Consider the following 12837-nt stretch of genomic DNA (forward strand, 5'->3'; position numbering starts at 1 on the left):
ATGCGTCCCAAAAAAATGGCGGCCACATTCATGATTAGCGCCAGCACCTTACGGAATTACGAGGCCAAAGGCCTCATTCCTCCAGCAGAACGATCCGTCAATGGCTATCGTATTTATACGGACCTGCACGCAGCATATTTGGCATGTATTCAAGCTATGGCTCCGGCTTTTGGGATGGAAGTGACAACCGAAGCGCTTCATTATCTGCGGCAGGACAAGACGCATGATGCTTTGTGGGTCATTAGGGAAAAGGAAGTCGCTTTATACGAGGACAAAGAGAAATTAGAGAAGTTGATCGAGGATATTCGACGACAATTGAACGAAAATACATCTCCATATCCAATGGAACGCTTCACCATCAATAAAGTATCCGAGCTGACTCGTGTACCTAAATCGACGATTCGCTACTGGGAGCAAGCAGGTTATGTAATAGTGAACCGAGACCCTGAAAACCGTTATCGTTGTTACGATGGAGCTCATCTGCTAAAAATCAGATTGATCCAAATGCTTCAAAACACCGTTTATTCAGAGGAAACCGTAAAATTTAAACAATCAATCGCCACTGCCGAACATACGGATCTGCAGATGCTGATGAAGATAGCCGAGAAAATCCGAACTTACCAGGATAAGAGGATCGAGTCCCAAATGTGCGGGATATCTTGTTTATACAAGTTAATTCAATTGGCAAAAGCACCGATTTAACTCGGACGGAATCAAACGTTAATGGGGCCACCCGATTACATCCGCGGCGGCCCCGTGATTTGTTTTAGCACGCTTCAATTGCGGCTTCTCTCCTCATTCCATTGCTGTTCCGTACCGACGAAAAAAACATTGACTGAGAGTTCTTCCTCGGTTCCGTTTGAGCTAAGAACGTATTTCGTTTTCATCGCCTGGGTGCGGATCATGTCAAGTTCAATTTTTTTACGGTTCCCTTGCTCGTCAAGATAATAAAATTTCATTTCGCCTGCTGTTGGCGAATCCGACGTATTCAAAATCCCCGTGCGCGGAATGAGATGGACATATTCCTTCCCCTCGCGAATTAGCGGAGGACTGCCTTCCTGCTCATATCTGATTTCGACCCATCCCGTATAGCCGTCCGGTAATACATAAATGTGGCTTTTCTGATCGTTAATTCCGTAATTCCCGATAACAATTGCACCGATGGAGATTGCAAAAAAGACGACAAGATAGACCACATATAATTTTTTCAACAAACGGGCTCACCGCCAGCCGTGCCGGAGGTTTGCTCGACGAACCGGAGAAATTCGCGCATCGCGTAGGAAACGTAGCGTTCCTTGTTCCAAATGACGACGAGATTCCACGGAATCGCCGGATTCGTCATCGGCAGCACCCGAACGTCCGGGTTCACGACTTTGGAGCAGATCGCTTCGGGCAGCAGGGCGGCGCCCAATTCGGCGGCGACCATCTCCACAAGCAAATCCCATTGAGAGCTTTCGTGCGCGATGAGCGGATGAAAGCCGGCCTGGTGGCACGCTTCGAGCACGTGATGGCGGACACCGAAGCCTTTGGCGAACATGAGGAACGGCTCCCGGCTCAGGTCGGCCAGCTTCACGAGGGGTTGCTCCGCCAGCGGATGCGACCGGTGGAGCACCAGCGCCAATTGCTGCCGGATAAAAGGCATCGTCCCGAAGCCGGCCTCCTCGTCGGGAGAAATAACGACGCCCAGATCGATCGATCCGTTCAGGACCCGCTGCTCGACGTTTTTGGCGCCTTCTTCGACCATCTCGAATTGGAGACGGGGGTACAGCTTCTGAAACGGCGCGACGACGCGCGGGAAAAAAACGGAGCTGATCACGGGAGGCAGTCCGATCGTAAGCGTTCCGGTCTTCAGCTGGGAAACGTCATCCAGCGTAATATACAGATCGTTCACCGCTTGCAGGATGTGATGGATTTGCTGGATCGCCGCGCTGCCCGCATCGGTTAACTTGACCTGCTTGCCCGAACGGTCGAACAACGTAACGCCCAGCTCTTCTTCCATGCTCCGGACCAGCTTGCTTAACGTCGGCTGCGTCATATGGAGCGCTTCCGCGGCTTTGGTGAAATTTTGCAGCTTGGCGACCTCAAGAAGATAAGTCAAGTTTCGCAAATCCAAAAAACTCATCCCCACCTATAATTTTTTGGCATCGTTGTTATTCGATGTATGAATTTTACCTCGTGACGTTCCTCATTGTAAACTGGAAGAGCCGCGGGAACTTCCAATTTCGGGATGCAAAATTTCCAGAACAACACAGCTTCGGCAAACCGATGTACCGTTTTTTTTGTAATCGCTATCTTTGGAAGGGTTTGCAATGTATTCATCTTAGAGAAGAAAAGAGGACAAGCGCGAGATGATCATCGAAGTTCTGGCCATTGTGTTCGCTTTGGGACTGCTCATGTTTTTTGCTTATCGGGGTTATCCGGTCATTGTATTTGCTCCGATTTTCACTTTGCTGGCCGTCGTCATCTCGGGCAATGCGCTCATGCCCAGCTATACGGAAACGTATATGACGAACGCGGCCAACTATGTAAAAAACTTTTTCCCCATATTCCTGTTGGGGGCTATTTTCGGTAAAGTGATGGAAATGAACGGGGCGGCGGCTTCCATTGCGCAGTCCATCGTGCGGGCGCTCGGCTCGAAGCGGGCAATTCTGTCCGTTATCCTGGCCTGTGCGGTGCTGACGTACGGCGGCGTATCGTTGTTCGTGGTCGCGTTTGCGGTGTATCCGTTTGCCGTGGCGATTTTCCGGGAAGCGAACGTGCCGAAACGGTTAATTCCGGGGACGATCGCGCTTGGCGCGTTTACGTTTACGATGGACGCGTTGCCGGGCACGCCGCAGATTCAAAATATTATTCCGACCAGCTATTTCGGGACGGACGCTTATGCCGCGCCGGTTGTCGGGATCATAGGCAGTCTGATGGTATTTTTCGGAGGGCTCTGGTGGCTGGAACGCCGGCGCAAGCAGGCCGAAGCCGCAGGGGAAGGGTACGGAACGGATCATAAGAACGAGCCGGAGCTGCTGGAAAACCAGACGTATCCGAGCCTGTGGATCTCCGTGCTGCCGCTGCTGCTTGTGCTCGTCTTCAACTTTTTGCTCAGCCGCGGCTTTTTGGACGTAACGACCTGGTACAATGCGGAGCTGCTGAAAACGTTTAATATCGCCAATGTGAAAACGGTTGCATCTTCCTGGGCGCTCATTATCGCGCTGTGTATCGGTATCGTCAGCGCCCTGTGCATTAATATTCGCCATGTGCAGAGCAAGCTGGCAGCCGGACTGACGGCGGCGGCGATGGGCTCGCTGCTGGCGATTTTCAATACCGCCTCGGAGGTCGGCTTCGGGAATGTGGTCAAAACGCTGCCCGGCTTTAAATTGATTCAGAACTGGATTATGGGGCTAAGCTCGCAGCCGCTCATCTCCGAAGCGATATCGGTGAACATCCTTGCGGGTGTGACCGGCTCGGCTTCCGGCGGGTTGTCCATCGCGCTCGAAGTGATGGGTAAAACGTACATGGCCGCGGCTCAAGCGGCAGGCATCAGCCCGGAGCTGCTGCACCGGATCGCGTCCATGGCCTCCGGGGGCATGGATACGCTGCCTCACAACGGCGCGGTGATTACGCTACTGGCGATTACGGGCCTAACGCATCGCCAATCGTACAAGGACATTTTTGCGGTTACCGTGCTGAAGACGTTGACCGTGCTCATTTTGGCCGTGATCTTCTCGTTCATTTAATACATACCAGCGGAGGGATGGACTATGGGAAATTTCTTAACGAATAAAGTCGCGTTAATTACGGGGGCCGCCAGCGGCATCGGTCTGGAAATGGCCCGCACCTTTGCGAAGGAAGGGGCCCGCGTGGTCGTCTCCGACATGCACGGGGACAAAGCGGAGAGCGCGGCGGAGGAGCTGCGGAGCGCGGGCCACGAAGCGATGGGCGTGAGCCTCGACGTGACGCGGGAGAGCGATTTTGCGGCTGCAGTCGAAGCGGCCCGCGGTGCTTACGGGAGACTGGATATTCTGGTCAACAATGCGGGGCTGCAGCATGTCGCGCCGATCGAGGAATTTCCGGTGGAGAAGTTCGACTTCATGCTGAGGGTGATGCTGACCGGCGCTTTTATCGGGATCAAGCACGCGTTCCCGATCATGAAAGAGCAGGGCTGGGGCCGCATCATCAATATGGCCTCCATCAACGGAGTGATCGGCTTCGCGGGCAAAGCCGCCTATAACAGCGCCAAGCACGGGCTGATCGGGCTCACGAAGGTTGCAGCCCTGGAAGGGGCGGCGCACGGCATTACCGTCAATGCGCTGTGCCCGGGCTACGTCGATACGCCGCTCGTTCGCGGCCAGCTGAACGATCTGGCGAAAACCCGTCAGGTGCCGCTGGAGCGGGTGCTGGAAGAGGTCATTTACCCGCTCGTCCCGCAAAAGCGGCTGCTGTCGGTTGAAGAAATCGCTGAATTCGCCGCACTGATCGCCAGTGACAAAATGAAGGGCGTTACCGGGGCCTCGCTGCTGATCGACGGAGGCTACACCGCGCAATAATCCATAATTTATCGGATTTTTATGAAGGAGGAGAGGACATGGGCACTAGTAAAGTGATGGGCTCCATGGCGGAAGCCGTACGGGATATTCAAGACGGAGCCGTGCTGATCGTCGGCGGCTTCGGGCTGTGCGGCATTCCGGAGCATCTGATCGCGGCATTGAAGGAGCAGGGGACGAAGGACTTGACCGTCGTCAGCAACAACTGCGGCGTCGACGACTGGGGATTGGGGCTGCTGCTGGCCAACAGGCAAATCAAGAAAATGGTGTCCTCCTACGTGGGGGAGAACAAAACGTTCGAGAAGCAGTTCTTGAGCGGCGAGCTGGAGGTCGAGCTGGTGCCGCAGGGCTCGCTCGCGGAACGGATTCGGGCAGGCGGCGCGGGGATTCCCGGCTTTTACACGGCGACCGGCGTCGGGACTCCGGTTGCGGAAGGCAAGGAGCACAAGACGTTCGACGGGCGGACATATCTGCTGGAGCGGGCGATTGTCGGGGATTTTGCCCTAGTTAAAGCTTGGAAGGCCGATCCGATGGGGAATCTCGTCTTCCGCAAGACGTCCCGCAACTTCAATCCGATGGCGGCCACGGCCGGCAAGATTACGATTGCGGAAGCGGAAGAGATCGTAGGCGTCGGGGAGCTGGACCCGGACGAGATTCATACGCCGGGCATTTACGTGCAACGTGTCGTACAGGGCGGAAGCTACGAGAAACGGATCGAGCGGTTAACGGTCCGCAGCGTGTAAAAGAGGAGGGTTCCACATGAGCGATAGCCGAACCAGAATTGTGAAACGGGCCGTTCAGGAAATTCAGGACGGCATGTATGTGAATTTGGGCATCGGGATGCCGACGCTGGTCGCCGACGAAATTCCGGCTGAGCTGAGCGTCATGCTGCACTCGGAGAACGGGCTGCTGGGGATCGGACCTTATCCGAAGCAGGGCGAGGAAGATCCGGACTTGATCAATGCCGGGAAAGAAACGGTCACGGCGATTCCGGGCGCTTCGTATTTCGATAGCGCGGAGTCGTTCGCGATGATTCGCGGCGGTCATATCGATCTGGCGATTTTGGGCGGGATGGAAGTGTCCGAAGGGGGCGATCTCGCCAACTGGATGATTCCCGGCAAAATGGTCAAAGGCATGGGCGGTGCGATGGATTTGGTGAACGGAGCCAAGCGGATCATCGTCATTATGGAGCATGTCAACAAGCACGGGGAAGCGAAAGTGAAAAAGGAATGCACGCTCCCGCTGACCGGCCAAGGCGTTGTGCACCGGCTCATTACCGACCTCGCCGTCTTCGACTTTACGGATCAAGGGATGGTGCTGGTCGAATTGCTGGGGGGCGCAGGGCTGGACGAGGTTCGGGCGAAAACGGAAGCTTCGTTTATGGTCGATCCCCGGCTGGCGGAGGAATTGGGCGCTTGAATTATAAATGCCGTTTTAACAAAGCTTTGAGGAGGTTCACATGAATAACGATGCGGTGATCGTAAGCGCCGTCCGTACGGCGATCGGCGGGTTTCAAGGAGCGCTGTCGAGCATTCCGGCTACGGAGCTCGGCAGCCTCGTGATCAAGAATGCGCTGGAGCGGGCTGGCGTCAGCGAGGAGCAGGTCGGCGAGGTGATCATGGGCAACGTGCTGCAGGCGGGACTCGGACAAAATCCGGCGCGCCAGGCGTGGCTAAAAGGCGGCTTTTCCCATGAGGTGCCTGCGGTGACGGTGAACAAGGTGTGCGGTTCCGGCCTCAAGGCCGTCATGCTGGCGGCGCAAAGCGTGCGGCTGGGCGATGCGGACATCGTCGTGGCAGGCGGCATGGAAAATATGAGCCAAGCGCCGTACCTGCTGGAAGGCGCCCGCTCGGGGCTGCGCATGGGTGATGGCAAGCTGGTCGATTCGATGGTCCGGGACGGACTGTGGTGCGCCATGTGCGATATCCATATGGGAATCACGGCGGAAAATATCGCGGACCGGTATGAGCTTACCCGTGCGGAGCAGGACGAATTTGCCGCTTGGAGCCAGCAGAAAGCGGAGCAGGCGATCCAGTCGGGACGTTTTCGGGACGAAATCGTCCCCGTATCGATTCCGCAGCGAAAAGGCGATCCTGTCGTCTTCGATACCGACGAGCATCCGCGCTACGGTACGACGGCGGAGACGCTCGGCAAGCTTCGCCCTTCGTTCCGCAAGGACGGTACCGTGACCGCCGGGAACGCGTCGGGCATCAACGACGGAGCGGCTGCGCTGGTCGTCATGTCCGCGGTCCGGGCAGCGCAGCTCGGACTGAAGCCGCTGGCGCGGATCAGAGGCTATGCGCATGCGGCCTTGGACCCGTCGGTCATGGGACTTGGGCCGGTGGATGCGGTCCGCAAGCTGCTTGGCAAAACCGGCGTGTCGATAGACGACATCGACCTGCTGGAGCTGAACGAAGCGTTCGCCGCCCAATCGCTTGCGGTTGGACGGGATCTCGGCGTACCGCGGGAGAAGCTGAACGTCAACGGCGGCGCCATCGCCCTCGGTCATCCGATCGGAGCGAGCGGCGCGCGCGTGCTTGTCACGCTGCTCCATGAGCTGGGCAAGCGGGGCGGAAAGCTCGGCCTCGCGGCGCTATGTATCGGCGGAGGGCAAGGGGTTGCGATGTTGGTGGAGCGGGAGGCGTAAAGGCTAACGCGATAGTTGTACGTAAAAAGAGGAGCACGGGAGCGGCTCCTCTTTTTCGTGTGATATGCAAACCCGGTTCAATCGACCGCAGCAGCCAGAGCCGGTTGGTCGCCCGGTTCGGCTTTCGCTTTGGCCGACCAGACGGCTTCGATTTCCTCCAGCGATTTTCCTTTCGTCTCGGGCACGACGCGCCAGGTAAACAGGAACGTAACGAGCGACAGCACGCCGAAAATCCAGAAGGTCATCGCAGGTCCCGCGGTATTCAGCATCGGCGGGAACGACTGGGACACGATATAATCGGCTGCCCAGAGCGACATGGAAGCGATCGCTGTCGCCCGGCCGCGGATGCGGTTCGGGAAAATTTCGGACAGCAGCACCCAGACGACCGGACCGAGCGAGATCGCGAAGGCGGCGACATAGACCAAAATAAAGACCAGCACCAGCGGACCGGATGTCTGCCCGCTATGGAACGCAATGCCGATGACCAGCAGGGAGACGGTCATCAAGGCCGAGCCGACCAGCAGCAGCGCTTTGCGCCCCGCTTTATCGATTAGCCACAGAGCCAAAATCGTGAACAGGAAGTTGATCAGCCCGACCAAAATGGTCTGGACCAGCGAAGCGTTCGTTCCGGCTCCGGCTTCTTTGAAAATTTCCGGGGCATAATACATGATGGCGTTAATTCCCGTCACCTGCTGCAGCACGGCCAGCACCACGCCGACGAGCAAGGCGGTGCGCAGCCCGGGGGTGAACAGCTGGCGAAGCGAGGCGTTTTCCTGCTTGAACGACTCCTTGATATCGAGCACTTCCTGCCGGGCCAGATCGTCGCCGTGAATTTTGAGCAGGATTGGCAGCGCTTCGACCGGTCTTCCCTGTTTGATCAGCCAGCGGGGGCTCTCCGGGACGAAAAACAGCAGTACCAGGAACAGCACGCCCGGAAGCACTCCAACACCGAACATCCAGCGCCAGCCGGTGGCGATATTCCAGGCGTCATCAGCGTAGCCGGCAATGCCCGAGTTGACAAAGTAAACGAGGAAAATACCGGTCACGGTTGCAAACTGGTTCAGCGCGACCAGACGGCCGCGGTACCGGGCCGGAGCGATTTCCGCGTTATACAGCGGGCATAGGGTAGAGGTGATGCCGATCCCGATCCCGCCGATCATCCGGGCAATAATGTAGCCGGTGAACGTATCCGGGACAGCGGAGCCGACCGAGCCGATAATGAATAGCGCCGCCGCGGCAATCAGCACCTTTTTCCGGCCGAACCTGTCGCTCAGCATGCCGGAAACGGCGGCCCCGGCAATGCAGCCGATAATCAGGCTGGAGACGGCCCAGCCGACCTCCAGTTCGTTCAAATCGAAGCGCTGCTTCATGAAACCAATTGCGCCCGAAACGACAGCCGTATCAAAACCGAACAATAAGCCGCCCAATGCGGCAACGATAGAAACAAGCGTAACGAACTTCATGCTGACTTGTCCGTTTTGCGTGGTGGGAATGGTACTCATAATACATTCTCCTTTCCGTGAATCCGGAAGTGGGTTCATTATAGCACGTGAATCTGCGCGTCTTACCTCTAATTACCCGCACTTATTTGTGCTCTATCCGCATTTAATTCGGAATTCCCTTGCATCGTCCGCCGCGCAACACAGGCTAGCATTTTCTTGGTCTCCGAACGCAAAAAAGTCCATGCCTTAAGAAAGCATGGACCTCCGCATGATTCATTTATTTCGTTTGGCCCCGGTAATCGGTCGGCGTCACGCCGGTCACTTTTTTGAACACGCGGCTGAAATAGTTCGGGTCTTTATACCCTACCTCAAAGCACACTTCCTTCAGGCTTAAATCCGTCGAGGCCATCAGCTCCTTGGCTCTGCCGATCCGCAGGTTCGTGACAAAATCAATAAACGTTTCGCCCACCTGCTGTTTGAAAATTTTACTGAAATAGTGGGGATTCAGATGGACGTAATCCGCCACTTCCTCCAGCGACAGCTCTTCGGCAAACCGCTCTTGAATGTAGCATTTAGCTTTGTCGAGGACGGTGACCGTCTGCCGCTCGCGCTCCTCCCGAATGCGCTGCAGCGCCGAGATTACGTACGACTGACGCGCCGTTTCTCTGTGGGCGGACCTTGCTTCGGGCTCTTGGAGCACACCCGCCTTGTCTTCTTTCAGCTCGTCGAAAAGGCATACTTTGCCGCCCTGCTCGAAATAGGTGGAGGCAAAAACGGCCTCGAAATACGAGGTGCGTAGCCCTGCTGCTTCCTTATGGACCGACCCGATGCCCACCGATACCGCCAATTCGAGCTGCCGCTCGGTTAATTCGCACAGCTTTTCTCCGAACCGCCTGATTTTGTCCTTCCATGCGGCCTCCGAGGCTTCTTCCGGCTTCTTGCGCACGAAAATGGCCATGTGGCGGTCGATCAGCGAGCTCACAACGCAAGGCTCCCCCTGCGCCTTGACGAAGCTGCGGATGAGATCGTAAATTTTCTTCTTATCCGGTATGAAAGCCAGCTCCGGAAAAGCAACGACCATCGCGCAGCCTTGATCGAGAGGGAAGCCGAGCCATTCGGATAATTGCCCGGCGCCGGCGTCCAGCACCTGGTCTACCATGAACATCAGGGCCAGCTCGTTTTCCATCAAAGGGAGCTGCTGAGACATTTTGTCCCGGAGCTCCAATTCTTCCGTCCGCTTGCGCTTCTCCCGTTCCAGTTCCTCCACGAGCTGCTGCAAAATGCGGACGATTTGCTCCCGCTTCGCCGGCTTCACAATATATTCCTTTACACCGAGCGACAAGGCTTCCTTGGCATAAGCAAAATAGTCGTAGGCCGTGACCACGACCAGCTTCGCATCGGGCAGCCGCTCTTTGATTTCGCGCAAAGCGGCCAAGCCTTGAATGCCGGGCATGTTGACATCCATCAAAATAATATGCGGACGATGCTCTTCCGCCAGCTCAATGGCTCTTCGTCCGTTCTCGGCATGAACGACCCGGAACGTATCCGGCATCGCGCGCCGGATGATCCATTCCAGCCCTTCGCGTTCCAGCGCTTCATCATCTGCGATCATCAGTCGGTACATGCGCCGTCTCGCCCTCCTTTCCGCAGGGAATCCGGATCGTCACCGTCGTTCCTTCTCCCGGTTTGCTATCGATGTCAACCAGATCGCTACGCCCGAAAAACAGCTGCAGCCGCTTGAACACGTTGCGCGTTCCGAGCCCGGTGGATTCCTTTTTGGCCGTGCCTTGCCCGGGTCTTGCGCCGTTGTTGTCCTCCAGCCTCAGCAAGGCTTGCCGGACGTCCTCGCTCATGCCGCGGCCGTTGTCCGAGACGGTCAGACGCACGTGCTCCGGCTCGCTGCGGACAGTCAGGCGGATCACAGCGCCATGCTCCATCCGTTCGATGCCGTGCACGAACGCATTCTCCACGATCGGCTGAAGCGTCAGCGCCGGGACGGGCTCCTGCAGCGCGGATTCGTCGATGTCCGTCTCGAACCGGAATCGGTCGCGGAAGCGGGCCTGCTGAATCGTTACATATTCCCGAACGTGCTCCAGCTCTTCGCGCAGCGTCACCGGCCGGTCCAGCTTGCGCAAATTGTAGCGCAGCAGGTTCGACATCGACACGATCAGGTCGCTCGTCTGCTCCGCGCCTTCCAGCAGCGCCAGCTTGGAAAGCGCATTGAGCGTATTGAATAGAAAATGGGGATGAATCTGGCTTTGCAGCGCCTGAAGCTCCAGCTCCTTCACTAGCCGCCCCATCTCCAACCGTTCTTTGTCCTTCTCGATCAGCAGCTTGAGGTCGGCCATCATCCGCTTGAAGGCATCCGACAAAATGCCCAGCTCATCTTCAGATTGCAACGGCGGAGGCTCCGGATTCAGGTTCCCCCGGGAAATTTGCCCGGCCATCTCGACCAGCCGGTTGACCGGTCCGGTAACGCTGCGGGAGATCCAGACCGCGACCACGACGCTGAGCAGCGTATTGACGACGAATACGGCTGCGGCCAACCTATTCATGCGGTCGTTTTCCGCCTGGATTTGCTTGTAAACCGGCTGATACGAGCTTAGCTCCAGATCGACGAGATGCTGCTCTTCCTCGCGGATAAACCGGGTCGTCGTCTCCGCTTCCTCATAACGGGCCGGGGCGGCGCCGGGCAGAGCGGCGAGCGTTTGCTCCATCTGCGTATCGAGCAGATGAAGGTAGCCGGCCAGCTCCGACGTATGGGGAGACGCGCCGCTGAGCCCGACAAGCGCGACCCGAAGCTCCAGCAGCTTGGCCCGCTCCCGGTCAAGCTCCGTTTTCCGGTCTTCGCCCGGATTCAGCAAATACACATAGAGCGTCTTGAGATGATCCTCCGCTGCCTGGGCGGACTGCTTGTACAGCAGAATGCGGTTCATCATCAGATCGTAGCTTTGCTGCACGACCTTTCCGCTCTGGAATAAAAAGAACGTGACCGAGTTGACGAGCAGCACGAGCAGGGGAATAAACAGCAGCAGCTTGGTGCGGATCGTCATGGACAGCTTCCCCCGATCCCTTGGGCGCTGCGGTCGAGCACGGACGTATCGGTGTAGTGCTGCGGCTGCGGCGTTTTTCCTTGAAAATAATCGCGCAGCAGCGCTACGGCCTCGTAGCCCATTTGACGCGACTGCTGGACGATTGTAGCGGCAAGCTTGCATTGCCGGATGCCTTCCGTCGTTTCCGGCAGGTCATCGAACGCAAAAATGCGCAGCCCCTGTGGCCGGACGCGCCCCGCGGCTTCCAGCATGCCCGGGCCGTCCAAGGCGCTGAATCCGACCAGATCGCCGATCTGCGGATGCCCGAGCAGCATGGCAGCCGCTTGGTCGACCGCTTGCAGGCGCGATATGTTCGACGAGCGCACCTCGGCGATCTCCAGCTTCGGATAACGGCCGATTACCGAGCGGAAGCCTTCGAGCCGTAGCCGTTGGTTGGGCGCTTCGCTGCCGATCAGGACGCCGATCGTCCCTGTGCCTCCCGACGCCTGCGCCACAAGCTCGCCCATCCGTTTTCCTGCTTCGGTATTGTCCGTGCCGACATAAGCCAGCCGCCGGCTTTCCGGCTCGTCCGTATCGACGGCGATCACGGGAATGCCGCGATCGGCAGCTTTGTCGATCAGTCCCCGGTACTGCGTGTCGCCGATGCCCTGAAGCAGAATCGCATCGGCTTTGGCCGCGATCGCTTTTTCCAGCAGCCTGGACTGTTCGGCCGGGTTGATGCGGAACGGGCCGGTATAGTCCAGCTCCATGCCGTACTGCCGGGCCGCCTCGCGCGCGCCCTGCTCGATAGACCGCCAATACGGATTATCCAGCTCCTGAGGGATGAGGACGATACGGCGGGGGCGGTCTCCGTCCGGGGGGCCGGACTCCAGCGGCCGGACCAGCTCCCTTATGCGCAGCGTAGAGAATACAAATTGCAGCAGCAAGCAGGCAAAGACAATAAAGAGTAGAAGAAGTCCCAGATTCCATTTTCGGTTTGACATGCGGACGCTCCTTTATTCCGCGTTAAATATAGGCTCATTATACGTGACGGCTTCCCGGGAGTAAACGTAGGACTACCCGGAATTTGCAAACTTGTCATTCCCGATGGTTCGTCAAGCTTACACCTAGTATTCCCTGACAAGTCAACATTCGCTAGCGAAAAATGTTGAAACAAAAAG

At 57.2% G+C, this 12837-nt stretch carries 12 protein-coding genes; 6 read left to right on the forward strand and 6 right to left on the reverse strand.

Going from position 1 to position 12837, the window contains the following annotated elements:
* Complete coding sequence (locus tag KQX66_RS11100) at nucleotides 1-702, forward strand: MerR family DNA-binding transcriptional regulator (RefSeq protein ID WP_306665873.1); 702 nt, start codon at nucleotides 1-3, stop codon at nucleotides 700-702.
* 74 nt (nucleotides 703-776) lie between these two features.
* On the opposite strand, the gene KQX66_RS11105 is transcribed toward KQX66_RS11100, so the two are convergent.
* Both KQX66_RS11105 and KQX66_RS11110 read right to left on the reverse strand, forming a co-directional pair.
* Nucleotides 777-1214, reverse strand: a complete 438-nt coding sequence (locus tag KQX66_RS11105; RefSeq protein WP_216792532.1) for a DUF6843 domain-containing protein — start codon at nucleotides 1212-1214, stop codon at nucleotides 777-779.
* Entirely contained in the window at nucleotides 1208-2113 is a 906-nt protein-coding gene (locus KQX66_RS11110) for a LysR family transcriptional regulator (RefSeq protein ID WP_216792533.1), read from the reverse strand. Before KQX66_RS11110 ends, KQX66_RS11105 begins: the two co-directional genes overlap by 7 nt.
* A 235-nt stretch (nucleotides 2114-2348) precedes the next feature.
* On the opposite strand from KQX66_RS11110, the gene KQX66_RS11115 reads away from it, so the two are divergent.
* From KQX66_RS11115 to KQX66_RS11135, 5 genes are read left to right on the forward strand one after another with little or no spacing between them, the layout of a single operon-like run.
* Nucleotides 2349-3728, forward strand: a complete 1380-nt coding sequence (locus tag KQX66_RS11115; protein ID WP_216792534.1) for a GntP family permease — start codon at nucleotides 2349-2351, stop codon at nucleotides 3726-3728.
* Nucleotides 3729-3752: 24 nt separating this feature from the next.
* Nucleotides 3753-4538, forward strand: a complete 786-nt coding sequence (locus KQX66_RS11120) for a 3-hydroxybutyrate dehydrogenase (RefSeq protein ID WP_216792535.1) — start codon at nucleotides 3753-3755, stop codon at nucleotides 4536-4538.
* A gap of 38 nt (nucleotides 4539-4576) precedes the next feature.
* The gene (locus KQX66_RS11125; RefSeq protein WP_010493529.1) at nucleotides 4577-5278 is read left to right on the forward strand and encodes a CoA transferase subunit A; all 702 of its coding nucleotides are present in this window, start codon (nucleotides 4577-4579) and stop codon (nucleotides 5276-5278) included.
* A 16-nt stretch (nucleotides 5279-5294) separates the two neighbouring features.
* Nucleotides 5295-5954 (forward strand): CoA transferase subunit B, encoded by a 660-nt coding sequence (locus KQX66_RS11130; RefSeq protein ID WP_216792536.1) that lies wholly within the window; start codon nucleotides 5295-5297, stop codon nucleotides 5952-5954.
* A gap of 40 nt (nucleotides 5955-5994) precedes the next feature.
* Nucleotides 5995-7182 (forward strand): acetyl-CoA C-acetyltransferase, encoded by a 1188-nt coding sequence (locus KQX66_RS11135; protein ID WP_216792537.1) that lies wholly within the window; start codon nucleotides 5995-5997, stop codon nucleotides 7180-7182.
* 77 nt (nucleotides 7183-7259) lie between these two features.
* Here KQX66_RS11135 and KQX66_RS11140 read toward each other — a convergent pair whose 3' ends face one another.
* The 4 genes from KQX66_RS11140 to KQX66_RS11155 form a co-directional block, all read right to left on the reverse strand.
* A complete protein-coding gene (locus KQX66_RS11140) occupies nucleotides 7260-8684 on the reverse strand; it encodes a sugar porter family MFS transporter (protein WP_216792538.1) in 1425 nt (474 codons plus the stop codon).
* 217 nt (nucleotides 8685-8901) lie between these two features.
* On the reverse strand, nucleotides 8902-10248 hold the full coding sequence (locus KQX66_RS11145; RefSeq protein WP_216792539.1) for a response regulator: 1347 nt from the start codon (nucleotides 10246-10248) through the stop codon (nucleotides 8902-8904).
* Nucleotides 10223-11677, reverse strand: coding sequence for a sensor histidine kinase (locus KQX66_RS11150; protein ID WP_216792540.1), 1455 nt, complete (start codon nucleotides 11675-11677; stop codon nucleotides 10223-10225). Before KQX66_RS11150 ends, KQX66_RS11145 begins: the two co-directional genes overlap by 26 nt.
* Nucleotides 11674-12660, reverse strand: coding sequence for a substrate-binding domain-containing protein (locus KQX66_RS11155; RefSeq protein WP_216792541.1), 987 nt, complete (start codon nucleotides 12658-12660; stop codon nucleotides 11674-11676). Before KQX66_RS11155 ends, KQX66_RS11150 begins: the two co-directional genes overlap by 4 nt.
* Nucleotides 12661-12837: the final 177 nt, after the last annotated feature.

It is taken from the genome of Paenibacillus oleatilyticus, from assembly GCF_018998565.1.
GTDB lineage: Bacteria > Bacillota > Bacilli > Paenibacillales > NBRC-103111 > Paenibacillus_G > Paenibacillus_G oleatilyticus.